The organism is Maribacter antarcticus DSM 21422 (genome assembly GCF_000621125.1).
Classification (GTDB): domain Bacteria; phylum Bacteroidota; class Bacteroidia; order Flavobacteriales; family Flavobacteriaceae; genus Maribacter; species Maribacter antarcticus.
On the sequence record NZ_JHZC01000004.1, the window covers coordinates 35,698 to 60,998 of the forward strand.

Annotated in this window: 18 protein-coding genes; 5 read left to right on the forward strand and 13 right to left on the reverse strand. The window is 39.0% G+C overall.

Annotated elements, in window-relative coordinates; genetic code table 11:
* Positions 1–88: 88 nt before the first annotated feature.
* Complete coding sequence (gene yidC / locus Q360_RS0100180) at positions 89–1,939, forward strand: membrane protein insertase YidC (protein ID WP_027075289.1); 1,851 nt, start codon at positions 89–91, stop codon at positions 1,937–1,939.
* 445 nt (positions 1,940–2,384) lie between these two features.
* On the opposite strand, the gene Q360_RS21815 is transcribed toward yidC, so the two are convergent.
* The gene (locus tag Q360_RS21815; RefSeq protein ID WP_084273320.1) at positions 2,385–5,387 is read right to left on the reverse strand and encodes a fasciclin domain-containing protein; all 3,003 of its coding nucleotides are present in this window, start codon (positions 5,385–5,387) and stop codon (positions 2,385–2,387) included.
* Between the two features lie 327 nt (positions 5,388–5,714).
* Complete coding sequence (locus Q360_RS0100190; RefSeq protein ID WP_027075290.1) at positions 5,715–7,637, reverse strand: fasciclin domain-containing protein; 1,923 nt, start codon at positions 7,635–7,637, stop codon at positions 5,715–5,717.
* 390 nt (positions 7,638–8,027) lie between these two features.
* On the opposite strand from Q360_RS0100190, the gene mnmA reads away from it, so the two are divergent.
* The 3 genes from mnmA to Q360_RS0100205 all read left to right on the forward strand — a co-directional run bounded on the left by mnmA (position 8,028) and on the right by Q360_RS0100205 (position 11,355).
* Positions 8,028–9,218 (forward strand): tRNA 2-thiouridine(34) synthase MnmA, encoded by a 1,191-nt coding sequence (gene mnmA, locus Q360_RS0100195; protein WP_027075291.1) that lies wholly within the window; start codon positions 8,028–8,030, stop codon positions 9,216–9,218.
* Between the two features lie 46 nt (positions 9,219–9,264).
* Positions 9,265–10,215, forward strand: a complete 951-nt coding sequence (locus Q360_RS0100200; RefSeq protein ID WP_027075292.1) for an NAD(P)H-dependent flavin oxidoreductase — start codon at positions 9,265–9,267, stop codon at positions 10,213–10,215.
* A 195-nt stretch (positions 10,216–10,410) separates the two neighbouring features.
* A complete protein-coding gene (locus Q360_RS0100205; protein WP_027075293.1) occupies positions 10,411–11,355 on the forward strand; it encodes a 3-keto-disaccharide hydrolase in 945 nt (314 codons plus the stop codon).
* 4 nt (positions 11,356–11,359) lie between these two features.
* On the opposite strand, the gene Q360_RS0100210 is transcribed toward Q360_RS0100205, so the two are convergent.
* The 4 genes from Q360_RS0100210 to Q360_RS0100225 form a co-directional block, all read right to left on the reverse strand.
* Positions 11,360–11,587, reverse strand: a complete 228-nt coding sequence (locus Q360_RS0100210) for a putative signal transducing protein (protein ID WP_027075294.1) — start codon at positions 11,585–11,587, stop codon at positions 11,360–11,362.
* A gap of 5 nt (positions 11,588–11,592) precedes the next feature.
* Positions 11,593–13,791, reverse strand: coding sequence for a transferrin receptor-like dimerization domain-containing protein (locus tag Q360_RS0100215; protein ID WP_027075295.1), 2,199 nt, complete (start codon positions 13,789–13,791; stop codon positions 11,593–11,595).
* A 134-nt stretch (positions 13,792–13,925) separates the two neighbouring features.
* Positions 13,926–15,212 (reverse strand): aminotransferase class V-fold PLP-dependent enzyme, encoded by a 1,287-nt coding sequence (locus Q360_RS0100220; protein WP_036194671.1) that lies wholly within the window; start codon positions 15,210–15,212, stop codon positions 13,926–13,928.
* Between the two features lie 54 nt (positions 15,213–15,266).
* The gene (locus tag Q360_RS0100225) at positions 15,267–15,710 is read right to left on the reverse strand and encodes a PaaI family thioesterase (RefSeq protein WP_027075297.1); all 444 of its coding nucleotides are present in this window, start codon (positions 15,708–15,710) and stop codon (positions 15,267–15,269) included.
* Between the two features lie 413 nt (positions 15,711–16,123).
* On the opposite strand from Q360_RS0100225, the gene Q360_RS0100230 reads away from it, so the two are divergent.
* Entirely contained in the window at positions 16,124–18,283 is a 2,160-nt protein-coding gene (locus Q360_RS0100230) for a TonB-dependent receptor (RefSeq protein WP_027075298.1), read from the forward strand.
* Between the two features lie 125 nt (positions 18,284–18,408).
* Here Q360_RS0100230 and Q360_RS26400 read toward each other — a convergent pair whose 3' ends face one another.
* The 7 genes from Q360_RS26400 to Q360_RS21830 all read right to left on the reverse strand — a co-directional run bounded on the left by Q360_RS26400 (position 18,409) and on the right by Q360_RS21830 (position 25,195).
* On the reverse strand, positions 18,409–18,714 hold the full coding sequence (locus tag Q360_RS26400; protein WP_245603097.1) for an ASCH domain-containing protein: 306 nt from the start codon (positions 18,712–18,714) through the stop codon (positions 18,409–18,411).
* Between the two features lie 727 nt (positions 18,715–19,441).
* Positions 19,442–20,314, reverse strand: coding sequence for a hypothetical protein (locus Q360_RS0100240; RefSeq protein WP_027075299.1), 873 nt, complete (start codon positions 20,312–20,314; stop codon positions 19,442–19,444).
* 415 nt (positions 20,315–20,729) lie between these two features.
* On the reverse strand, positions 20,730–21,176 hold the full coding sequence (locus tag Q360_RS0100245) for a GNAT family N-acetyltransferase (RefSeq protein WP_027075300.1): 447 nt from the start codon (positions 21,174–21,176) through the stop codon (positions 20,730–20,732).
* 244 nt (positions 21,177–21,420) lie between these two features.
* Positions 21,421–22,365 (reverse strand): sugar phosphate isomerase/epimerase family protein, encoded by a 945-nt coding sequence (locus Q360_RS0100250; RefSeq protein WP_027075301.1) that lies wholly within the window; start codon positions 22,363–22,365, stop codon positions 21,421–21,423.
* A gap of 13 nt (positions 22,366–22,378) precedes the next feature.
* Entirely contained in the window at positions 22,379–23,743 is a 1,365-nt protein-coding gene (locus Q360_RS24255; RefSeq protein WP_156949959.1) for a glycoside hydrolase family 113, read from the reverse strand.
* Complete coding sequence (locus Q360_RS0100260; protein ID WP_027075302.1) at positions 23,743–24,354, reverse strand: FMN-binding negative transcriptional regulator; 612 nt, start codon at positions 24,352–24,354, stop codon at positions 23,743–23,745. The genes Q360_RS24255 and Q360_RS0100260 overlap by 1 nt, the downstream gene beginning before the upstream one ends.
* Before the next feature lie 4 nt (positions 24,355–24,358).
* A complete protein-coding gene (locus Q360_RS21830; RefSeq protein ID WP_036194672.1) occupies positions 24,359–25,195 on the reverse strand; it encodes an endonuclease/exonuclease/phosphatase family protein in 837 nt (278 codons plus the stop codon).
* Positions 25,196–25,301: the final 106 nt, after the last annotated feature.

Consider the following 25,301-nt stretch of genomic DNA (forward strand, 5'->3'; position numbering starts at 1 on the left):
CCGTATTTGGGCATATATTTGCGCTTACGAAAATAGGTTTAAGAGTATAAACCGGAAGATTACCTTAATTAACGAGATATTTTTTTAGATGGAAGAAAAGAAAATGGATGTCAAATCTATAATTGGTTTTGTGCTAATTTTTGGAATACTCATCTTTATGTTTTATCAAAACCGACCAACACCGGAGGAGATAGCAGAGAAAGAAGCGCAACAGGAACAGCTTGATGCTTCCGAAGTAGCTGCAGCGACAACGACGGTAGCGCCAGTGCAGAATGAAACACCGATGCTGGATGTGACTGACTCAACAGCCGTAGCCAGTTACAAAAGTCAGATTGGAGCGTTTGGATTTACTGCGCCAACCGCGGGAACTACAGTCTTGGAAAATGAAGTACTGTATTTAAAGATAAATCATAAAGGAGGACACATCGTAGAGGCGAAAATGAAGAATTTTGTGACTTACGATTCTATTCCTGTGTATTTAATTAAAGATGGTAATGCTTCTTTTGGACTTTCTTTTTCTACTACGGATAATCGTGTTTTGAATACCAAGGATTTATACTTTGAACCTTCTATGACTAGCTCTGGAAACAATCAAGTACTTTCTTTAAAAGCAAAGACGGCTAACAATCAGTATTTAGAATACCGATATGAAATAAAACCAGATGATTATTTGGTCGATTTTACCATTAGGAGTCAAGGCTTGGATAGGGTGATTTCCGATGGTAAACCAGTTTCCTTAGATTGGAGTTTAAAGGCGATAAGACATTCTAAAAGTATTGTTTATGAGAATAGATATACGAGGTTAACATACAATCACGAGGACGATAAGATAAGTAAGCTTTCCGAAGGAAGTGATGATGAAGAATTGGAGGAAGATATCAAATGGATTTCTTACCGACAGCATTTTTTTAGTACTATTTTAGCTGCCGACGAGCCATTTAAAACTGGAGATTTTACTTCTAAAAACTTGGTTGAAGAAGAAAGCAAAACTTTTGGTTTTACAAAAGAATATGCTTCTATTTTGCCTTTAGAGGTAAAAGGAGGGGAGCTCTCTAAAAATATGCACTGGTATTTTGGTCCTACAGATATAGAAGTGCTTTCAGAATATGAGGATTTGGGTCTTGTGGATTCCATCCCTTTTGGATGGGGAATTTTTGGTTGGATCAATCGATATGTATTTACACCGTTTTATTCCTTTTTAGGTGGCATGTTACCTGCCGGAATCGCTATTATAATCATGACTATTTTGGTGCGTTTGGCTATGTCTCCCGTAACGTATAAATCGTATTTGTCACAGGCAAAGATGAAGGTGTTAAAACCAGAAATCACGGAGCTGGGCGAGAAGCTCAAGGATAACGCCATGAAAAAGCAACAGGAAACCATGAAGTTGTATGGCAAAGCCGGGGTGAGTCCCATGAGTGGTTGTGTGCCGGCATTCCTGCAAATGCCAATATTCTATGCCCTGTTTATGTTTTTCCCAACATCATTCGCATTACGACAAAAACCATTTTTGTGGGCAGATGATTTATCCTCTTTTGATACGGTATTAGAATTACCTTTCACCATTCCTTATTACGGCGATCACGTGAGTCTGTTTCCCATATTAGCCTCTATTGCCATTTTCTTTTATATGATGATGACCACAGGGCAAAATATGCCAACACAGCCTGGTATGCCTAACATGAAATTCATCATGTATTTAATGCCTTTTATGATGTTGTTCTTCTTTAACAACTATGCGAGTGGATTAAGTTTGTATTATTTTGTGTCCAATATGATTACGATTGGTATTATGTTAGTCATCAAGAATTTTATCTTGGATAATGATAAAATACACGCACAGATACAGGAGAATAAAAAGAAACCCAAGAAAGAAAATAAGTTTCAGCGAAAAATGCGCGAAGTGATGGAGCAAGCGGAGACGAAGAAAAAGAAATAAGCTCAGGCTGTTTATTTGGAAATAATCATAATTACGAGGATAACTAAACTTGTTATTTCGTTGCTTTATTGTTCAGAATGCACCACTCATAAAGAAAGCCATTGGTCTTAATTTCTATATTAAGGTAGTAAATTGTCTCGCATTATCCGCAGAGTAGTCTTGAATAAAAGGAGATACTTACATCTTTTAGTTTAATGTAATAACAAACAGAAAAAGCCGCTACAAATTGTAGCGGCTTTTACCATTAATTAAGGTTTGGTTTGATAAGATTTGGGGTCGTAAATATGGCCCTTATTTCCACTTAAAAAAAAATTGAGTTGTAAAGTGCTTGTATTTGTATGCTAACCTATCTACTTCTGTTGTATAAAATTATGTGTAACTAAAAAAAGCCTCTCCACAAATGAAGAGGCTTTTAAAAATGAATCTGAGATGCACTATATTTTACTTAGTGTGATGGGTTTAAGATATCCACTATTTCTTGAGTCTGTAATACCTTGTCAACAATATGAACAATACCGTTGCTAGCAATTACATCTGCTGTAGTTACATTAGCATCTATAGTAGACTTATCGCGTATTTGAACACCGTGTCCAAGTATCGCGAATAAAGATTCGCCTTGTACCGTTACTATCTCTTGGTGATTCGATAAGTCCGTAGACGCGACTGCTGCTCCAGATACAACATGGTAGGTCAATACCCTAGCTAATAAGGCCTTTTCCTGAGCTGTATCAAAATCTGCAAGGCTATGGTAATCAGTGCCTAAGGCATCTAGTAAATCAGTAAAAGCCGCGTTTGATGGAGCAAAAACTGTAAACGGACCATTTCCGCTCAACGCCTCTACCAATCCGGCATCGGCTTGTACTAAAGCAGCTACCAATAAGCTAAGGTCGGCAACACTTTGTGCAGTTTCAACGATATTCGGTACCGGTGGGTTTAAAATGTCCAATACCTCTTGTGGCAATAATACTTTGTTGATTACATGTACTACACCGTTACTTGCTGCAACATCTGCAAGAACAACGGTTGCATTGTTTTCCGTAGCATCTTCTATATGAACTGTACCATTCTTAATATTGACACCTACATTCTCTCCTTGGAAGGTACCAATATTTTGACCATCCATTAAATCTGTAGAGAATGCTGCAGTACCTGCAACCACATGGTAGGTTAACACTTTAACCAATAATTCCTTTTCAGCTTCTGTATCAAAATCTGCAAGGCTATGGAAATCATTACCTAAAGCGTTCAATAGGTCAACAAAAGCTGCATTTGTAGGAGCGAATACTGTGAAAGGACCGTCACCACTTAAGGTTTCAACTAATCCTGCATCAGCTTGTCCTAAGGCATTAACCAATAGGCTAAGGTCATCGGTGGCTACAGCTATCTCAACAATGGTTTTCAAGCTCATTTGAGCAAGAAGATCTAATGCTTCTTGCGGAAGTAATACTTTATTTATAATATGTACTACGCCATTGCTAGCTTTTACATCTGCAGTAGTTACGGTAGCATTTGTTTCTGTTGCGTCTACGATGTGCACGGTACCATCTTTAATGTTGATGCCAACATTTTCACTTTGAAAGGTCTCAATGTTTTGACCATTGCTTAAATCGGTAGAAAAAGCAGCCGTACCAGCAACGACATGATAGGTCAATACTTTAACTAATAAAGCTTTTTCTGCTTCGGTATCAAAATCAGCAAGACTATTGAAGTCATCTCCCAATACTCCTAATAGTGCAACAAAAGCTGCGTTAGTGGGTGCAAAAACGGTAAACGGCCCGTCTGTTCCTAGGGTTTCTACCAAGCTAGCATTAGCTTGTACCAAAGCTTCTACTAAAAGACTTAGGTCATCGGTTTCAACTGCGATTTCAACAATTGTCTTTAAGCTCATTTCGGTAAGAAGGTCCAATACTTCTTGGGGAAGCAATACTTTGTCTATAATGTGCACCACTCCGTTACTAGCCTTAACATCAGCAGCAATTACGTTGGCGTTTGTTTCTGTAGCGTCAACAATTTGTACACTACCATCAACAATACGAATACCAACTTTTTCCGTTTGGAAGGTTTCAATGCTTTGACCATCACTCAAATCTGGAGAGAAGGCAGCTGTACCAGCAACTACGTGATAGGTCAATACTTTAACTAATAATGCTTTTTCAGCTTCGGTATCAAAATCAGAAAGGCTATTAAAATCCTCACCTAAAGTTTCTAAAAGACTTACAAATGCAGCGTTGGTTGGAGCGAATACCGTAAAAGGACCATCGCCGTTCAATGTTTCTACCAATCCTGCATCAGCCTGAATTAAAGCGGCTACTAGCAAACTTAAATTGTCGGTTGCAACAGCCGTGTCTACTATATTCTTAAGCGAAATACTTGCTACGAAGTCAATTGCGGATTGTGGTAATAAAACTTTATCTATCGTGTGTGCTACTCCGTTGGAGGCCATGATATCTGTTCCGGTAATATTTGCATCTGTTTGCGAAGCATCTCCGATAACAAAGGTATCACCAGAAGCAATAACTTCTAAATTATTTTCTGCGAGTGCCGTTGGAACCATACCCGCTGCTAAATCGGCTGCATTTACCTGAGCAGCAATAACATGGTACAATAATATATCTCTTAATAAGGCAATTTCAGCTTCTTCATCAAAATCGTCCAAACTATTGTAGTCATCACCTAAAACTGCTAATAGTGCAATAAAGGCATCATCTGTAGGGGCAAAAACTGTAAATGGGCCTTCAGAGGATAGTGTTTCTGCCAATCCTGCTTTGATGACCGCAGCTTCTAAAACTGAAAGTGCTTCGGTAGCTACTACCAAGTCTACGAGTGTTCCAACCTCATTAATCATTTCACCATTATTCAAAGCATCTATAATCGCTTGTGGTAACAATACTCTATCTATAACATGAACAACGCCATTGTTTGTTACTACATCTGCAATAATTACTTCCGCCGCTTGTACGTCTTCGGCTTGTTTGTCTTTTATGAACACCCCGCCTTGAAGGCTAACGCTTACTTCCTCTCCTTGGAAGGTTGCAATCGTTTGTCCTTCGGTTAAATCTGTAGATTTTGCTTCAACACCAGCAACTACATGATACGTTAGTATGGTCGTAAGTATTGCTCTTTCCTCATCTGTGTCAAAATCTTCTAAGGATTCAAATCCGTCCAAAGATTGTAGTAAGGCTGCAAATGCAGCATTCGTCGGTGCGAAAACGGTAAAAGGGCCCGCACCACTTAACGTGCCTATAAGGTCTGTTCCTTCCGAATTATCGGCAGTAGACAAAGCGGATACTAAGGAGGAGAGTGCTTCCTCGGCGATAGCTGTTTCTACAATGTTCTTTTCTTCTAGGGATTTGGCAGTGTCATTGTTGTCGTTATTGTCACAAGACCACGCAACAAAAACAACCGCCAAGAGCGTTAGTAAACTTTTAATAGATACTACTTTTTTCATAATGTGTGTTTTAGGTAAATTGTTTAACTTATTAATAATAAAATAGAACTAGTAAATGGAATTATAATTAAAGCATTGTTCAACATCTTATAGTTTTTGTGGAGTCATCATCCTTTAAATGTCAATAAATACTCATTAGTTAAAATAATTCAATCTTTTTGTTCATTTATAAATAAGAGATGTATCAAAATGAGATTGGTTGCTTTTGTTTATTAAATATTTATAAAAGTTTAACAAAATTTACACAATAAGGGCAATCATTAAAAATTTTGCATAAAAAAAGCCGCTGTTAAAGCGGCTTTTTCTTTTTGAACTAAAACTTAAATTTTAGTTGTTGTTCGTCGTATTGGGAATCATTACTTTATTTATTGCATGTATAACGCCGTTAGTACCTTGAACGTCGACAGCGATAATGCCAATATCCGTATTTCCTGTACCGTCTTGGATATCTCCAATGTTATCTCCCGTTCCAGGTAATGTTATTGTGATATCGTCATTTTCAAGCGTTGTAGCTACTGTTTCTCCATCTGGAGTTAACGCTTCAGAACGCACATTTGCCCCAGCTACTACATGGTGAAGTAATACTTGGGTAAGTGTCTCTTCTGCTGGGACTGCATCCAATGCGGCAAAAGCAGCGTTGGTTGGAGCAAAGACAGTAAAAGCAGGATTTATACCATCTTCATTTTCCCCTTCTGTACGTGAAAGTATTCCGGCAAAATCAGTAGCAGGTGTTAATGTTGTCAATGCATTTACTAGCGTAGAGAAGTTAGGATTTGCTACTGCATGGTTAACAACGTTTGGAAGTCCAATAACTCCGTCTACTACGTGAACAACGCCGTTGCTAGCTTTAATATCTGCTGTTGCAACTGCTGCTCCAGAATTCATTAAACCACCATTAAGTATTACACCGTCAGCCGTATTTATAAACATACTAAGCGCAGTTGCATCGGGTCCTGCTGTAGCTGAGGTAGAAACGTAACCAGTAGTCAAGTCCGCAGCGAAATTAGCACCGCCAACAACATGATTCAATAAAACTTGAGTCAAGACATCAACAGGAACATCCGCTAGGGTAGCAAATTCGTTTGCTTCTAAGAAGGCAGCGAAAGCATCATCTGTAGGAGCAAATACTGTAAACGGTCCTGCACCTCTTAATACAGTTGGTAAATCTCCATCAGCAGCTACTAAAGCCGCTACTAAATTACTTAACGCAGGAGTTGCAATGGCAATATCTGTAATTGTGCTTAACAATACGCCTTCTAGCGCATCTACAATTGATTGTGGAAGTAATACTTTATCCACTGCATGGATAACGGCATTACTGGCAACGATATCAGCAATGGCAACTGTTGCTGGTTGAGCTATATCCCCATCTAAAAAAGAAACGGTAGTACCGTCAATGTTTACAACCAAATCTTCTCCTTGTAGGGTAGCAATAACTTGTTCGTTACTCAAATCACCAGCGCCTACAGCTGCTCCACTTACTACATGATACTGTAGAATAGTCGCTAAAACCGTTTGTAACTCTGGTGTACTGAAATCATCCAAAGAATCAAAACCATCCAATCTTCCTAACAATTCATCAAAAGCGGCATTTGTAGGTGCGAAAATTGTAAAAGGACCATCTCCGGAAAGTATGGTTGCAAAATCGGTGTCAGGAGTTGCGCTGGTTAAAGCGGTAGCTAACGAACTTAAAGCAGGGTTTAAAGTAACAAAGTTTACAGCATTAGGTAATCCGATTACTGCATCCACAATATGTACAGTTCCATTTGTAGCTATACGGTTAGGGGCTACAACGGTTGAGCCGTTTACTTTTACTCCATCCGAAGTATCTACAAATAGACTTAAATTTCTATCTCCAGTACCAGAGGCTAGCGAAGATAAATCGTATCCTGTAGTTAAGGCGCCAGAAAGAAGATTACCGCTTACGACATGATTTAATAAAACCTGGGTGAGCACATCATTTGGAACAGCATCTAAGTCAGCAAAACCATTAGCGGATAGAAAGGCTTCAAAGGCAGCATCATTTGGTGCGAAGACCGTAAAAGGTCCTGGACCTTGTAATGTTTCAACTAGATTAACTTTAGTGATAGCAGCAACCAAATTACTTAGCTCGTCAGTCCCGGAAGCCAGTCCAATAATATCTAGAGCAGGAACTTGCGGTGGGTTATCATCATCGTTGTCACAAGAGATTGCAAAAACGAGCAAAAATGCGAATAAAGTAGGCTTTAAAATTCTTAATAAGTTCTTCATAAGTAAATGATTTAAATTAAATTGTTTAATAGTTTAGGTAAAAATTTAAACACATTTAGTTAAAGTGTTTAAAGGTTTGTTAAATTTCGTTCCAAGGTTAAAATGCAAATAATACTGAGTTTACGTCGTTTTATATTTAATTGTTGAAACTATTTAACCTTACTTTTACCTAGATGCCTCTTTCTTTATAAGGTTGCTTTTGTTTACTTAATTTTTTGAAAAGTTTAACATAATGAATTGAAAATATCAAGGCCTGTTAATTTAAAGCATCCAAGTTCTATAAAGTTTGGTCTCTTCTATTTCCTCTACATATAGGGTGTCGTTTACATCTATTAATATGCATTATATCCTAGGTGTAATTTTGTATTTTTGTAGCGACAAACAGGGTATATGAAAAAAGTAGTGATAGGATTGTCAGGAGGTGTAGATTCTAGCGTAGCCGCTTACTTATTAAAGGAACAGGGTTATGAAGTTATAGGTCTTTTTATGAAGAACTGGCACGACGACTCTGTAACCATTTCCGAGGAGTGTCCTTGGTTGGAAGATAGTAACGATGCCCTTATCGTGGCGGAGAAATTAGGTATTCCCTTTCAAACAGTAGATTTAAGTGTAGAGTATAAGGAACGAATTGTAGACTATATGTTCCGCGAGTATAAAATGGGTCGCACGCCTAACCCTGATGTCTTGTGCAACCGAGAAATCAAATTTGATGTTTTTATGAAAATTGCATTACAGCTGGGAGCTGATTTTGTGGCTACCGGACATTATTGTAGAAAAGGTGTTTTGGAAGATAAAGATGGAATTAAAAGATATCAACTTTTGGCAGGAAAGGACGGTAACAAGGATCAGTCGTATTTTTTATGTCAGTTGTCCCAAGCACAATTATCTAAAACGGTATTTCCTATTGGTGAATTAACAAAGCCTAAGGTCCGAGAGATAGCTACCAAGATGGGTTTGGTTACAGCAGACAAGAAGGATTCCCAAGGTCTTTGTTTTATTGGAAAAGTGCGCCTACCAGATTTTCTGCAACAACAATTAAAACCCAAGACTGGTAAAATTGTTCAGGTACCAGCTACTGTTGCGGCATACCAACGTGCGGTACCAACCTTTTCCAATAGGGCAGAAGAGTTGGCTTTTTATGCGGAAAAGGTAAATTATCACTTGGAAGATGGAAGGGTAGTGGGAGAACACCAAGGCGCCCATTATTTTACCAAGGGGCAGCGCAAAGGTTTACATGTAGGTGGAACTAAAGAGCCGTTGTTTGTGATTGAAACCGATGTAAAGGAAAATATTATTTATACTGGCGAAGGCAAGGCGCATCCCGGATTATATAGGCGTACTTTGTTCGTCAACGATGCCGAACTGCACTGGGTGCGTCCAGACTTGAGTTTGGTTATAGCTGGAGAACTTCGGGTTCTAGCTCGAATACGATACCGACAAGAATTGCAAAAAGCTATACTATATAAAGTAGCAGGGGGTATGTATGTCGATTTTGAAGTGGCGCAATCCGCTATTCAGGAAGGTCAGTTTGTAGCTTGGTATCTAGATGATGAGTTAATAGGTTCCGGAGTTATTTCCTAAAACAAACAATCTTATTGTTTTTGTGTAACTATAAAATCCAAGAGTGATGTCCAATAGAATAACTGAACTTTTTAGTATTGAATATCCAATCATACAAGCGGGAATGATATGGGCCAGTGGCTGGCATTTGGCATCTGCGGTTTCCAACGCAGGTGGTTTGGGTATCATAGGTGCAGGAAGCATGTATCCTGACGTGCTTAGGGAACACATTCAAAAATGTAAACTAGCTACAGATAAGCCTTTTGCAGTTAATGTTCCTATGCTCTATCCTGATATTGAAAAATTGATAGACATTATCGTTAATCAAGGGGTTAAGATTGTCTTCACATCCGCAGGGAATCCCAAAACATGGACTTCGTATCTAAAAGAAAATGGAATTATAGTCGTGCATGTGGTTAGCAGTGTTGCCTTTGCCTTAAAAGCCGAAGCTGCTGGCGTAGATGCAGTGGTAGCGGAAGGTTTTGAAGCAGGGGGACATAATGGAAGAGATGAGACCACTAGCTTGGTGTTGATCCCCTCCGTAAAAGAACACATTAAAATTCCGTTGATTGCCGCTGGTGGCATTGGAACTGGCGAAGCTATGCTCGCTGCGATGGTTTTAGGCGCTGATGCCGTACAGATTGGAAGCCGGTTTGTAGCGAGCACTGAAGCTTCCTCGCATGCCCTTTTCAAAACAAAAGTAGTGGAAGCTAAGGAGGGAGACACCCAACTTACGCTAAAAGAATTGGCACCTGTGCGTCTGTTGAAAAATAAGTTTTACGAGGATGTGCAAAACGGATATGCCAATAGGTATTCTCCCGAACAGTTGAAACAATTGCTAGGTCGTGCCCGAGCCAAAAAAGGAATGTTCGAGGGTGATATGGAAGAAGGAGAATTAGAAATTGGCCAGGTTTCTGCACTTATTCATGATATTAAACCTGCTGTCAGTATTATTCAAGAACTCATGGCTGACTTTAAAAAAGCTATTGCTGGTATCGAGGATTTAGGGCGGTTTTAAAAAAGTGAGACTAAAAGATTGCTTTTGTGCGTTTAGTTTTACTTACTGTTCCTTGATTCTTTTAATATTTAGCCTGCTTGTGCTTCGCTAGGTAATAAGGGCTATTTCAGTATCGGTTTACAGGAAAGAGGAGCATTTATACTAATTTTGAAATCATAATTGCTATAAATAGTATATTTGAGCAAAATGTATACGATGATGAAAAATATTTCCCTAAGCTGTTTGATGCCCTTTGTAGTTGTCTTAGTAATGAGCCTTAGTACTACTTATGCGCAAGATGCCGATTCTTTAGAAGGCACTTGGAACATGACTGTATCGTATGAAGGAAAAGAACTTCCTTCTTGGTTGGAAATCAGCCATTCTGGTAGAAATACTTTGATCGGTAGGTTTACCTACGCTATGGGAAGTGCCCGGCCCATAGCCGAAGTGCAACAATTTGATGATGTGTTTTACTTTTCGATTCCACCCCAGTGGGAGGAAGGAGCTTCCGATATGGAATTTAGAGGTAAAAAAGAAGGAGAAGGTTTAAAGGGTACCATGATTTATACGGATGGTAAAAGCTATGATTGGACCGCAACCAGAGCGCCTATACTTGTGGTAAATGATAATCCTAAATGGGGTAAAGCACAAAAACTTTTTAACGGGAAGGATTTAGCGGGATGGAACCCTGAGAAGGAAAACCAATGGACGATAACGGGCGGAATCTTAACAAGCGCTAAAGCGGGTGTGAATTTGGTAACGAAAGAAAAATTCACTGATTTTAAATTGCAGGCAGAATTTAGATATCCGGAAGGCAGCAATAGCGGTCTTTATCTTAGAGGACGCTATGAGGTGCAGATAGCCGATAACAAAGGGGCAGAAGCTTCCTCTATTTTGTTTGGAGGCGTTTACGGTCTTCTTACACCCAACCAAATGGTAGCTAAAGGAGCAGGGGAATGGCAAACCTATGCTATCACTTTGATTGGCAGAAAAGTAACAATTGTGGCCAATGGTAAAACAATCATTTCCGAACAGAACATACCGGGAATGACTGGGGGTGCCTTGGATAATGATGAAGCTGCGCCAGGCCCAATTATGATACAAGGAGATCATGGTCCTGTAGAATTTAGAAAATTGGAGATTATGCCAATCGCTAATTAACACCCTATTCTTTAGTAGTTATTCTGGCCACTACGCCTAGCGCTTTTTCTTTTTCGTCTTGGTTTACGTGCAGTTCTACATTGCCTAACATGGAGGAAGCGAAACCAGCGAGTCGCGCAGATTCTCCTTCGTCTTTAATAATCGGTGCGATGCCAAGTTCCTGTAATTCTAACGCGATACGTTTTCCAATTAATGCGTTGCCACTGTATACTTTTATGTAGTTCGATTCCATTTTATTTACCTTATGATAGCGTTTAACTCGGCAAGGAAATTATTGAAGCTTTGCAAGGTATTGCTTAAAACCGTTATTTGTTCCTGCGCCTCTTTCCAATCTTTTTGTTCAATCGCTTCCCGAACGCCCGGAAGTGTCTTTACCCCATATCCGGTATAAAATCCAGGAGCATATATTTGATGTTTGAACCAAGGTCTTCTTGGCAAACCCTTTTCTGCCGTTAGCATACGCTCTGCACCAATCAATTTTTGATTTAATTCCTCTTGTTTCGCTTTTGAAATTTGAATACCGTTGGTTAAGGAAAGCATCTTTATTGTAGTATTTAATGAAGCTAGTTCATTTTGTACGGGAGCAAAGTTGAGGTATGGAACATCCTTCTTAGCTGCGGGTTCATTGAATTCCTTTTGTGGGTCTGATGCCAAAACGAACGCATTGCTTTTTACCAGCTTATTATGTTTTTCAACTGCCTTTCGCATTTGGTCAGCGTCTGTTTTAATTTCTTCCCAATATCCTGACACGGTGGTATACCATTCCTTAAAATCGAAGGGAAGTACGTCCGCGTTAGCCAACCGAAGGGTAATTCTTCCGGCGGTGTTTGCCAAGGCAACACCATAGGCAAAGTTTGGGTCTTTAAAACGCTTGTAGTGCGGATAGGTGTCGTAAATGGTGTGGTATTCACCGCCGCCATTTTCTCCACCAAATCCTAAATTTAAGGACGCGATGCCCGCATGCTGTATAAAAGGAGTATAATCGGAACCAGAACCAAGGGCATACAGACTAAAGGTGTCTTCGCCACCGCTAACCATTTGCTTCGCAATCTTCCGTTCTTTTATGGATACCCCTGTTTGTGGGTCTTTCACCGTGCCGGCAACTTCTTTTACCATCGCCTGAAGGGAGTGTGAACCTCCGGCTCCCAGAAACCCTCGGCCGTTTCCATCGGTATTGATATAGGCCACTACTTTTTGTTGCAACTCTTTTTTATGGTCTTCGACCCATTCTGTAGACCCTATTAGACCTGGTTCTTCAGCGTCCCATGCGCAGTAGACCACCGTGCGTTTCGGTTTTTGACCATTTTTTGCTAGTTCGCCAACTACCCTTGCTTCTTCCATTAGCGCTACCATTCCGCTAACAGGATCATTTGCTCCATGTACCCAAGCATCGTGGTGGTTTCCGCGCATTACCCATTGATCCGGAAAATCTGTTCCTTTCATTGTAGCTATTACATTGTGCGCCGGTACCAATTTCCAATCAAAAGTCAGTTTCAAATGCACTTTTGCTGGGCCTGGGCCAATGTGATAAGTAATGGGCAATCCGCCGCGCCATGAAGTAGGTGCGACAGGACCTTCCAAAGCTGCTAACAAAGGCTGTGCGTCTTCGTAAGAAATAGGGAGTACTGGAATCTTTGTAATCGTAGGAGCGTCTTTTCTGTCTAAACGTTTTGCATCTTTCGTGGCAGCATAGCCGGGAGTCAAAACATCACCTGGATAGGTAGGCATATCCATTACCGAACCACGTTGCACTCCAGTCTTGTTCTTATAGGCACCCTTCGGGTATACATCGCCTTGTCCGTAACCATCATCCTGTGGGTCAGAATAAATGATACAACCGATAGCACCATTTTCGGCCGCTAGTTTCGGTTTTATTCCGCGCCAAGACCCTTGATATTTTGCAATTACTATTTTACCTTTTACACTAATACCTAGTTTTTCTAGTTCTTCATAGTCTTTTGGAATCCCATAATTTACAAATACTAGTTCTGCGGTAACGTCACCATCTATGGAAAATGCATTATAGCTGGGCAGTAGGGCATCGCCTTGTGCGGTAAATGGGTCACCATCTACAGGAACAGCGGTGAGTTTTGCTTTATACGGAGTAGGACCTAAAAGCTCCAGCACACGTTCTATAGGATAAGGAAACAGGATATCATAGGTTTCTATCTTGGCATCATAACCCCAAGATTTGAATTGCTTTTGAATCCATTTGGCGTTATCCTCCCCATACTTGGTACCTACCCAATGCGGTTCAGCCGCCATCCGTTGCATCCAATTGTCCAAGTTCGTTGCATTCAGATTCTTTTCGAAGGCCGATTCTAATTTTAATTGTTCCGAAGCGTTATCAGTACTAAATCCGATAACTGAGTTTTGTGCCGATAAAAAGCTAAAAAAGAATAGAAAGAGAAATAAGCTAATAGTGTTCCGTAGCATGTAAAAATATTTTTATTGAAGGTAGTGATTATTTTGATTTTTTACTCCAATTATAGCGGTTCAAAATCACATAGTGAGATTTTAGGAATTACCTATTCATCGCTACAAAGGGGAGCTGTTTTTACTTCCGTATGCTAACCTGTTGCGATACTGTGTAGCGCATCAACTAACATGTCAACATCCTTCTTAGTTATGAAAATTGCAAAAGACAAGCGCACTGCATTTAGTCCAAATTTGGACATGGGTCTAGAATCGATACCGAAGGTATTAAACAGCGTGTCTTTTACCTCTTGTACATTTTTCCCCTTTATTTCTAGAACTTGTATTCCCGCAGATAGGTAGTCATTAGAAGGTGTTTTTAGGATGATGTCTTTGCTTTCTTTTATTTTTTCCAGGAAATAATGTTTTAGTTCGTAAGTCCTATTATGGATTACATCACCACCAATTGCATTTCTGTAATCCATAGCCGCACCTAAGGCTAAGAGTTCAGGAAGATTTCTGGTGTTATAGTTTTCTAGACGTCTAATACTTTTATCTTCGTAACCACGGGCGACTATTAAAGGTTTAAGTAGGGATTGTTTTTCTTGCTTTGCATAAAAAATACCAATACCCTTTGGGGCAAAAAGCCATTTGTGTGCGCTTACCGTATAAAAATCGCAGTCTATCTCTCTTAAATTAGTTTGTACCATGCCTGCTCCCTGCGCACCATCTACGGCAACTAAAACCCCGTTTTCGTGTGCCATATCACAAATTTCCTTCATAGGAAGCATCATGCCATTCGTGTTGACTATGTGGCAGAGGGAGATGACTTTCGTTTTAGAGGTAATTGCGTTTCTAAAAACAGAAACAATAGCTTCTTTGGTTTTTGGGAGAATGGGCAGTATTGGGCGGATTAGTTTTATGCCTTTTTCGGCTTGCCAAACGGTCCAAGGTGCTACGGCACTGGTATGCTCATGGTCTGCTAGTATCACTTCATCGTCTATATGTAGTTCCAAACTACGGGCAATGAGATTCATGCCTTCTGTAGTATTATGGATAAGTGCTATTTCTTCTTCAGAAACAGAAAAAAGGGCTGCTACTTTTTTTCTAGTTGTTTCTTTTTCAGCATCCCAACCTCCCCACATATATTTAGAAGGGAAATCGTCCAGGGTGTTTCTAAAGGCGTTGGTCGCTTCCCGAATTGGTAGCGGGCAAGCTCCCAAAGAGGCATTGTTAAAATAGTGCACTCCTTTTGCGAATTTAAACTGAGCGGCTACGGTTTCCCAATATGCTTCTGTTTTTTTATCCGGAAATTGTTTAAGGTGGTTTATGGATGTTCTTAACGATTCGGAACTATTTGCCCAACTGTGTAATGGAAGCGTTACGGTTCCTGCAACGCCAGCTCCTAAATTTTTAAGAAATTTTCTTCGGTTTTTTTCCATGTTATTAAAGATAAATATTTACGTCTAAATCCCTTCTGGTGTTTAGCACTTAAATTAGGTAGTACGCAAGCTTAGTTTGGTCTTGATGAGATTAGAATTCCCTTTAGCTATAAGTTTGCTTTTATCACTGTTCCAGACAAGGCATTCTGCATTCATGATTTGCCTTCCCTTTTTTGTGATATTGGTTTCTGCGATAATTTGATCACCTTCTTTTGCCGGACTAAAATAATCTACATTTAAATTTACGGTGGTGAAGGCATGGGTGTTATCTAATGAATACACAGCTGCACCAATGGCATCATCAATAATGGCAGCAGTTATGCCTCCATGTAGAATATGCATAGGATTGGTCATTTCTTTACGTATTGTATGTAAAAATTCTAATTTGCCTTCCGCAGCACTTTGTAAAGAAGGGTTCAACCATTGCATTAATGGAGAAATGGAATCGGAAGAGTCCTTGCCTATTTTGGAGGAAAAAAACGCCAGTATTTTGTTCATATTCTTATCGGTTTTTGAAGGTAGTAAATTTAAAGTATCAAGCATAAAAATACATTATTGGAAAGGGTTTTACAACAGATAGCGATTTGATTTTTTAGCTTATTTTACTCCGTATTGTTTGACTTGTTGCTTTAGACGGTAAATCCGACAACTGTTCAAATTAAATTCAGCAACCAGAACGTACTAACCCTTGTAAATAAATCAATTTTGAGACGTGTTTTATCATCCTATTAGGCTTGCGGTGTGGTTAAAACTTCCTTTAAAATGATATACCATCCCCAGTATCAAGTATCTCACATCTACATATTTCATTTTCGACATTTCAGTCCAAATAATCAACACTTGGGTACCTCGTATTATGTTAGGCTCTTGGTCTGTCCCATTTTTGCTTCATCAATTAATACTACATAACGATGAAAACAGTACAGATAATACTTTTATTTCTTTTGACGACCCTTGTAAATGCACAGCAAAGAATATCTGGTAGCGTGACCGATACAAAGAACAATCCTATTGCCGGCGCCAATGTATATTTGGAAGGAACCTATGATGGCGCATCTACAGACATAAATGGCGCTTTTCAATTTGAGACGATGGAAACCGGTACTCAGAATTTGATTGTTTCTATGATGTCCTATGATGTTGCCATGCAATCTGGCGATGTCTCCTATTTGAAGGATTTGCGGATTGTGCTTAAGGAAGCAATAAACCAATTGAATGGCGTTACGCTAACAGCAGGTAGTTTTACGGCAGGCGATAATTCAAAGGCCTCTGTTTTAAAACCCTTGGATATTGTTACTACTGCTGGAGCTGCGGGTGATTTTGTAGCGGCTTTACAAACCTTACCGGGAACAGCTGCGGTAAATGAGGATGGACGACTTTTCGTGCGTGGTGGTAGTGCGGAAGAAACCCAAGTTTTTATAGACGGTCAACGCGTTTTTCAACCTTTTAATGCCACGGCTAACAATGTCCCTACACGCGGTCGGTTTTCTCCTTTTTTGTTCAAGGGTATTACGTTTAGCACTGGGGGGTATTCCGCAGAATATGGTCAGGGACTGTCTAGTGTGCTATTATTAAATACGACAGATATTCCAGATCAAGAAAAAACGGATATTTCTATTATGAGTGTTGGTGGTGGCGTTGGGCATACAGAAATTTGGGGCAATAGCTCTTTGAGCTTCAATACCTCTTATATCAATTTAGCACCATACGAAAGTTTAATTCCATCCAATCAGGGTATACAATGGAATAGGCCCTTCGAATCTATATCAGGAGAGGCTGTTTTTAGAAATAGAGGAGAGAAAAGCATGTTTAAACTATACAGCGGGTTTAACCATTCCGTTTTGGATATTGACCAGGAAGATATCAACTTTGACGATTTCGTGCGGTTTAGGTTAAAGAATAACAATCTTTATTTCAATAGTACGTACAAACACTTTTTAGAGGATGACTGGACCATTACCAGTGGAGCCAGCCTTTCAATTGACACCAACGATATAGGGATTTTGGAAAATACGATTGCAACGAATGAGACGGCATCGCATTTAAAAGTAAAGGTGAACAAGAATTTTAGCAACCGGTTTCAATTACAATTTGGAACCGAATATTTTATGACCGATTATACCGATACGTTTAGTGCTCCAAATAGTGATGGCCTGGATTCGGGTTTTAATGATAATCTGTTTGGGGCTTATGCAGAGGCAGATGTGTTTTTTAGCAACTCTTTTGCCATGAAGCTTGGTGTACGAGCAGAGCACAGCAGCATATTAAATGCTACATCAGTAGCTCCACGGTTGTCATTGGCCTATAAAAGTGGTGAAAAGGGTCAGTTTTCATTGGCCTATGGCGACTTTTATCAGAATCCAGTAACCGAATACCTAAAGTTTCAACCCAATTTGGAAACCGAAAAAACAGCACACTATATCTTTAACTATCAGTATCTTGATAACGGAAAGACGTTTAGAGCAGAGGCATATTACAAGGATTACGACGGTTTAGTAAAATTCAACACGGTTATGCCACAATTTAATTCTGAATATACGAATGGTGGTGATGGCTATGCGGCCGGACTTGATGTTTTTTGGAGAGACAACAAAAGCATTAAAAATTTAGATTATTGGATATCCTATTCCTATCTGGATACCCAGCGTAACTATCGAAATTTTAGGGAAAGCGCAACCCCTAATTTTGCGCCAAAAAACAGCGCATCCATCGTGGGGAAGTATTTTATTACGGATTTGCGTTCTCAAGTGGGTCTGTCCTACAATTATGGCTCTGGACGGCCCTATGATAATCCAAATACGGATGCGTTTTTAGCGGAACGCACCAAATCCTTCAATAACCTAAGCCTGAACTGGGCCTACTTGATTTCGCCACAAAAGATACTTTACCTTTCGGTTAACAATGCTTTAGGTTTCAATAATGTAAACGGCTACCAATATGCAGATGCACCTAATATGAATGGTACATTTGACCGAAGGGCTATCCTCCCTACTGCTGACACCTTTTTCTTTGTAGGCTTCTTTTGGACCATTAGCCAGGATAAGAAAAGCAATCAATTGAATAATTTGTAGGTCTAAAATTCTCTGTTTTACATATCGGTAATCCTAGACATCTCTACCAGCGCTATACGCTTTAAGAGAAAGCAGGGGTTAGCAAAGAGGTGCTGTAAAGGTGATTTTGAACTTTATTCTAATAATCAGGGTTTTTCTGGCCAGATTGTTTCAAATCGTACACAAACGATTAGCATTTCTTCGGTCGGTTGTGCTCCGCTTTTTCCCAAAAAGCTTTCAAAAAAGGCCCAATGTGCTTTCTTCCATTTTTTAAGTGATTCAATAGTTGTTTCCATATCCAATACGGCATACTCTTTGGAAATTTTATTATACGGAATGGTATGAACACTTATATTTTCTGTTATCGCTTTTGTTTTTCCATCAAAATCCGTTTTACTTTGTTTTATTCCGACTTTTGGTAAAGCAACATTATAATGCTTATACAAACTCAACAGTCCTGAAAAAGTTTTCTTTTTTCTGTTTAATGTACATTTCGTCAGTCGATTGGCATCTTCTCTATTATTATAAAAAAAACTCGGACTCTGGGATTTCTTCGTCTTTATATTCTAGGTTTGATGCTAGATAGTTGTTCCACATTTCATGAACAGATTTGTCAATTCTGTTAACAGTATCGGTTTCCAATTACGTTTCCTTGTGTACACCTATTTCTGTTTTGGTTTTCGATTCTGTGTTATACCTGAATAAAATCAAAACTAAAGCACATGCTGTACACTTCATAGGTTTCTATACTCATGTTGATGGCCAATTCACAAACCAAATGATGTGTTTTGACTAGTAATCGTTGTTATGTGCTTGCTTACGTTATAAATATAGGTTGAATTTTGTGCATATGCAGTCGTTGTGTTTATCGCTGTGGTCTATACTCAGCTGCGGTAGCTTACCACTAAAAATCAAATAGAAGTTCGTGATGCTTGAAGTATTGATACGCTCTTGGTCCTAAATAGTGATGTGAAGGCAATCAAAATAACAATAATAACGTGTGTACTTTATCTAGCGGGGTTTATGAAATATTTACCTGTTTTGTGTAGTAAATTCTGGTGAATTTTTCTGAAGAATTTTATCATTTGGTTTAAGCTTGGGCGTGATATTGGCAACCGATTTGGGTATGAGTATTGCGTGGAACGAGTTATAATTTCATGCACAGCGTAAACTTTTTTGTTACTTTTTAGTTTCTAATCTACTATTAATGGTAGCCTGTAGCCCGATAGCTATAAGGTGATTTGAATCCATTTGCACGACTTTGTCTGCATAGTCCTTAGCCTTTACTAAACTATCTTGAGCAAGATAAATCTCAGCTTTTAGGATGAACGGACTGGTAAATGAAGGGTCGTTAAGCGTTTCATCTAATTCTGTGGAAAGGGAAAGGGCTTTTTTCGTATTTCCAAGTTCCAATGCTAACGTAGCTGAGTAACTTATATAAAATCCCAATTTCATTTGAGCATCTGTGGCCAACGTATTTAAGGAGTCTAGCGCAACTTTTGCACCATAATTATGGTGTAAATACTCTATATATTCAGCTTTAAAATAATTATCTTTTGGAAATTTTCTTGAAATTATTCCAAAGTTCCTTTCAGCTAACCGGTTTCTCTTTTTTGTAAAGATTTCTGAATTTTTAATTCCTTGGTCTCTGTTATTGGCTGCTTCAAGACTAAGTAGATTTACATCCAGTAATAGACGTTCATATTCGCCGGTTTGATTTTTTTTTAATTCTAGTTCGTTCAATAGTTCGGTACGCTCCTCTAGGCTTCTTGTTATTCTACCTACTAAACTCTTACCTAGCATCCAATCCGGATCTAATTCAACCGCTTTTCTAAAAGCTTCTTCAGATTCTGTCCACCGGCCATTATCCAATATTTCTTCAAAGCCCTTAAAAAAATAAGACCTAGCTGTCTCGTTTTGTGTCCCATAGTCAAATGATGTAGCGAATGGCTTTGTATGGCAAGCAGACACCAATACTAAAAGGCAGCACAGAATGAGGTATTTATTGGAAGCTTGCTTTTGGCTGCGAATTGTTCTAGGGAATTTAATCATTGGTTTGATGGCTATTCTTAATAAAGGCTAATTTTCCTTGTATAAAGCGAACGGGGCGTTTAGGCTTATGGTCGCTTACTTTTGGGTGGTTATGCCGTTTATAAATATACTATATATTAGGAGATTAAGACGACGCGCGTAGCGCTTTTATCCTGTCTTTAACGAGGAAGGTACTACTAAGAGTAAGGCGAAATATTTAGTATTGTTTTCCCAAAGTTACCGGATTAAAATCTCTTTCTTGAGGATCGTTCTATGGTATCGCCACCGCTACTTTGGAATTTTTACCCGTCTATTGAATGGTCCTATTTCCTAGCTGAACGATATCTCTGCCTGCAATCGGCTTGAACGTTTGCAATATAAAAAGTAGCAGATTAGTATTCGCTATATACTTCTTTGCTGTATGTTAAACTTTTTATTATAAATCTTTTGCAAAACAAAGGCTGTCAGGAATATCCTTTAGTGTGCCATATTTCTCAATTGGATAGTACCCATTTCTTTGATAAAGGTTACTTGCTTCAGGTTGCTTAGAACCTGTAAAGAGTATACATCTAAAACGGTCTAGTTTTCTAGACCAGTCTTCTAATTCAGAGAGAATTTTTTCTCCAATTCTTTGGCCTCTAACTTCAGGGGAAACATACATTCTTTTGATTTCCATGCAACTAGAATCATACATGGAGACAGCCCCACAACCAATAGATTTTCCGTCTTTTAAAGCTAAAACGACATATTTTAAATCGGTAATAGAATTGAATTGAGAAAGAGAATGCGTATTTCCATCTCTTTTTGCAAGATCAGAATTCAATAATTGGACTAGCTTTTTAAATTCTAGATTTTCTGAGTTGGTTCTTATTAGTTCAATCATGTTTTTTAAATAAAGTACAAACTTTAATAGTAGAATAGTAGCTAATTGTTGGCTTTAAACGTACTAAGTTATAAGAAGGTTGAAGCGGGTTATAGCTCTTCTATTTATTGTTATCTCTAATAATCAGCGTGTTATTTTTGAGAATAAAAGGGCGAGGTTGATTTGTTCCAATTTAAGCAGTAGCAAAAATAAACACTGCCAATTTTATTCTATCCTCATCTATTTTTCAAATGAATACATAGTGCTAAACCGTCTTCCAAACACGTTCAATCAAGGCTTTGGTTGCTTTTATGCCTTCTGTTGCGCTCATGCCTTCGCCTTCATACTCAATACCAATATGGCCGTCAAAATCGGACTCTTTTACTATTTTAAGTAGTTTAGGGAAGTCTACAACGGTATCGTTTCCTTCGGCATCAAAATCATAAGCCTTTGCACTTACCCCCTTGGCGAAAGGCAGCCATTCTTTTAAGCCTTCATCGGGTGGGTATATGTTGGTACAGTTCTGGGATTCACTTGTGCCGCCCCATTCGGCATTTAGGCACCAATTACCAAAATCTGGTAGCGTACCTAAATAAGGGCTATCTACTTGCTTTATTATACCTGCCATGTACATGGCATTTGAAGTGTGTAGGCCGTGGTTTTCTAGAAGTACATTTATATTTTCTTTAGCGGCGTATTCTGTTAGTTGGCCTAGCCCATCTACCAATGCGGTTTCCAGTTCATCTGGGGCACCGTCTCCAAAAGCGTTTACGCGAATAGAGTGGCACCCTAGTATTTTTGCCGCGTTGATCCATTTGTAATGATCTTCTACCGATTTTTTTCTTTTACCGGTATCCGAATCTCCTAATTTTTCTTCTTCATCTACCATAATCAATAAGCTGCGAACGCCATTTTCTTCTGCCTTCATTCTCATGATAGACCAAAAAGTCTCATCTGTAGCCTGCTCTTTATAAAATGAATTCACGTATTCTACAGCGTTGATGTCAAATGTATTTTTTGCTATAGCAGCAAAATTCTCTGCATCCAAATCCCCACCAAAAAACGCCTTGTTTAGTGACCATTGGGCAAGGGAAATTTTTAAGTCTTTTTCAAGTACCGTCTTTGCATTTGCAAAAATAAATTCATTTGAAAATCCAAGAGCAAGGACTCCCAAGCTCGTTTTTCTGATAAAGTTTCTTCTTGTGTTCATAGTGCTAATATCGTTAATTTATGGAAGTATCTTTGCCATACCACTTCGCAATGGTGTTCTCAGCAGGTTTAAAACGAGGTGAAAAGTCCAAATCAGTTTTTGCTCTTTCTGCCGTACTACGATTATTCCATTCCCAAATATAAATACCAGAAAGCCAAGGTTGATGCCAGGTTTTTTTAAAAAGTGCTTCGTAGGCCAATTGCTGCGTTCTATCAGATTTTTTCTTCGTCAACGGACTTAACATTGAGCTCCACTCCCAAGGTTTAATCGTTGCCTGACTTTCGCTTTTATACCCTACCTCTGTAAATAAAATAGGCTTTTGATATTTTTTGTGCAACAACTGCATATCCTTGAGGTGTTTGTCCCATCCTTTTTCAATGTTTTCCAAATTAGGACTTGAATTTTTGGTTAAGGGAAAATAGGCTTGAATACCAATATGGTCCAATTCGTTCCAAAAAGGAACATGTTCATATTCATCGTACCAATTTGCGGCGTAGGTGAGTTCTCCTTTATAAATTTTACGAATATCCAGAATAAGTTGGAACCATTTTTCTGGCTGTACTTTTATAGAAGTCCTGAGCTCTGTACCAATACAGAACAATTCGGTCCTGGTCTCTGCGGCCATTCTTGCATACCGAAGCATATTTATTCGATACGATTCAAACCATTTGTCCCATTCGCTGGCCGTATCTAAGGTAATATTCGAACGCCAACCACTGCTCATCCAAAGATGTGGCTTTAGGTGTACTTTTAGTCCTTTTTGATGAATGGTATTGATAGTGTTGATGAAACTAGAGTCTCTTCTGCCATACCGGTCTGGAAAGTCTGGTATATTTATAACTTTTGTTTTTTCATCTTCTTGGTAGAGAAACGGGATGATGGCGACCCATTCTACATTTGCTTTAATAAGATTATTAATTGCCTCTGTATTATCCTCAGACCACCCAAAGACGCTCATACCGCGTTGTTTCTTATCGATTTTATATAAATTATTTACTATCCCGTTCGTATTCATTACAGAACTATCCCACTGATAATCGTTCAGCTCATATGAATTAGCATATATAAGGGTTTTAAAACCTATTAGGGCTATGAAAATAGGCAATACAAAACGATAGCCAAACTGCTTGAAAAATGTATGTTTTCCTTTGTCTCGGTATACGATAACAAAGTGTTGTATGGCTAAGAGGAGTAAATAACAAAGAATAAAAACAAGATGAAAACCTATAAGGAATTTACGGTTTAAAGCGATATCAAAAAAAAACTGCGCACTTTCCCAAAAGTTGCGATCACCGCTGGTAAATAGGATGGTAATTGTGACACCTGTAATCAACCATAGGAGTACATATAAGCATAAGAAATGCTTGGTTTTACGCATTATTTTGTTCTCTTTATTTTCATAGCCTTAGCCACTGCAATTGCCCGTGGGTCCTGTTTTTCTAACTCCTCAATAATTCTAGGATGATCTTCTTCTCTACCTTGCGATAGTTTTTTTGTTGCTTGTATATCCGTAATTTGTATTTGAAACCCAACAACTCCTTTTACTTGACGCATTGTTTTAGGAGAGAGCTTATCAATTGAAATGGGGCATTCTGAATTTTGTTCGTACTTATCTACCAGTTTATGCATGGAGGCTATAACCGCCTGCTCCTCTATTATTCTAAGTGTTCCGTATACGTGCACTGCTATGTAGTTCCAAGTGGGGACTTCCTCGGCCTGGTACCAGGAGGAGGAAACGTAGCTATGTGGTCCATTAAAAATACACAACACTTCCGACGTATCTGAAAAAGATTGCCATTGCGGATTTGCTTTCGCGATATGACTAATAATAATATCTTCGCCGTTTTCGTCTGTATCCAGCTCTAATGGAATATGTGTAGCCCAAGGTTTTCCATCGACCTGATTCACCAAAATGCCAAAACTGTTCTGACGGATGAATTCCTTAATCTCTTTAATGTCTTCGTTTTTATACTGGTTAGGTGTATACATGTACTTATTGGCGTATTAGAATCGTGGTAACGGGTAAATGGTCCGATATATGTTTTCCATTAGGTAACCGCTCATCAATGTGTTGATACTTGTTGGTAGCAAATCTCTTGGTAAAAATATAATCGATACGTTTTTCCATAGGGGCATTTACATTAAAACCATTAAACGTTCCTTTTGGACCTTCTAGCGGTGTTTGCGAAATCTCTAGCGCATCGTTTAACTTGTTTTGCAGCAAACGGATGGGTTTTTCTATTGGGGTTAAATTAAAATCGCCCAGTAGCACTACTGGGAAGTCAGCGGTATTTAAAGCTGCTATTTTTTCAAGGATAAGTGTTGCGGAATTCTTCCTAGCTTCAATACCAATATGGTCAAAATGGGTGTTGAATACCCAAATTTTTAATTTACTTGCCGTGTCTTCAAAAAGGCCATAGGTGCAAATACGCTCCATAGACGCATCCCATCCAACGGATATTTTATCTGGTGTTTTTGAAAGCCAAAAGGTATTGGATTGCAAGAGTTTAAATGTATTGGGATTGTACAGAATAGGGGAGTACTCGCCTTTTTTCTTCCCGTCATCGCGCCCAACACCAATGTAGGTGTAGTTTTCCAGCGCATTATCAAGATACATGAGTTGCCGGTGGAGCACTTCTTGCATGCCAATAAATTCCGGATTATGTTTCTTGAGCAAGGCCACCATCGCGGTTTTACGATCGTTCCAATTGTTTACCGTATCGCTTACATTATCGTATTTGATGTTATAGGACATTACATTGAACTCCTGCGAGAACGAATGTGGTGCCAAGCATAATAGACAAAAGGAAAGTACAAGGAGCTTTTTCATCACAGGGTGTTTTACAAATTCTAAGGTTGCTAAAGTTAGGGATTATACTGAAGTACAACATGGAGACCAAAGGTTATTTGTACCAGTACCATAAACTACTTCCTTT

Bases quoted from the DNA above. Each gene is read 5' to 3' on its own strand.
- yidC (WP_027075289.1), top strand. From the start codon at position 89: ATGGAAGAAAAGAAAATGGATGTCAAATCTATAATTGGTTTTGTGCTA.
- Q360_RS21815 (WP_084273320.1), bottom strand. From the start codon at position 5,387: ATGAAAAAAGTAGTATCTATTAAAAGTTTACTAACGCTCTTGGCGGTT.
- Q360_RS0100190 (WP_027075290.1), bottom strand. From the start codon at position 7,637: ATGAAGAACTTATTAAGAATTTTAAAGCCTACTTTATTCGCATTTTTG.
- mnmA (WP_027075291.1), top strand. From the start codon at position 8,028: ATGAAAAAAGTAGTGATAGGATTGTCAGGAGGTGTAGATTCTAGCGTA.
- Q360_RS0100200 (WP_027075292.1), top strand. From the start codon at position 9,265: ATGTCCAATAGAATAACTGAACTTTTTAGTATTGAATATCCAATCATA.
- Q360_RS0100205 (WP_027075293.1), top strand. From the start codon at position 10,411: ATGATGAAAAATATTTCCCTAAGCTGTTTGATGCCCTTTGTAGTTGTC.
- Q360_RS0100210 (WP_027075294.1), bottom strand. From the start codon at position 11,587: ATGGAATCGAACTACATAAAAGTATACAGTGGCAACGCATTAATTGGA.
- Q360_RS0100215 (WP_027075295.1), bottom strand. From the start codon at position 13,791: ATGCTACGGAACACTATTAGCTTATTTCTCTTTCTATTCTTTTTTAGC.
- Q360_RS0100220 (WP_036194671.1), bottom strand. From the start codon at position 15,212: ATGGAAAAAAACCGAAGAAAATTTCTTAAAAATTTAGGAGCTGGCGTT.
- Q360_RS0100225 (WP_027075297.1), bottom strand. From the start codon at position 15,710: ATGAACAAAATACTGGCGTTTTTTTCCTCCAAAATAGGCAAGGACTCT.
- Q360_RS0100230 (WP_027075298.1), top strand. From the start codon at position 16,124: ATGAAAACAGTACAGATAATACTTTTATTTCTTTTGACGACCCTTGTA.
- Q360_RS0100240 (WP_027075299.1), bottom strand. From the start codon at position 20,314: ATGATTAAATTCCCTAGAACAATTCGCAGCCAAAAGCAAGCTTCCAAT.
- Q360_RS0100245 (WP_027075300.1), bottom strand. From the start codon at position 21,176: ATGATTGAACTAATAAGAACCAACTCAGAAAATCTAGAATTTAAAAAG.
- Q360_RS0100250 (WP_027075301.1), bottom strand. From the start codon at position 22,365: ATGAACACAAGAAGAAACTTTATCAGAAAAACGAGCTTGGGAGTCCTT.
- Q360_RS24255 (WP_156949959.1), bottom strand. From the start codon at position 23,743: ATGCGTAAAACCAAGCATTTCTTATGCTTATATGTACTCCTATGGTTG.
- Q360_RS0100260 (WP_027075302.1), bottom strand. From the start codon at position 24,354: ATGTATACACCTAACCAGTATAAAAACGAAGACATTAAAGAGATTAAG.
- Q360_RS21830 (WP_036194672.1), bottom strand. From the start codon at position 25,195: ATGAAAAAGCTCCTTGTACTTTCCTTTTGTCTATTATGCTTGGCACCA.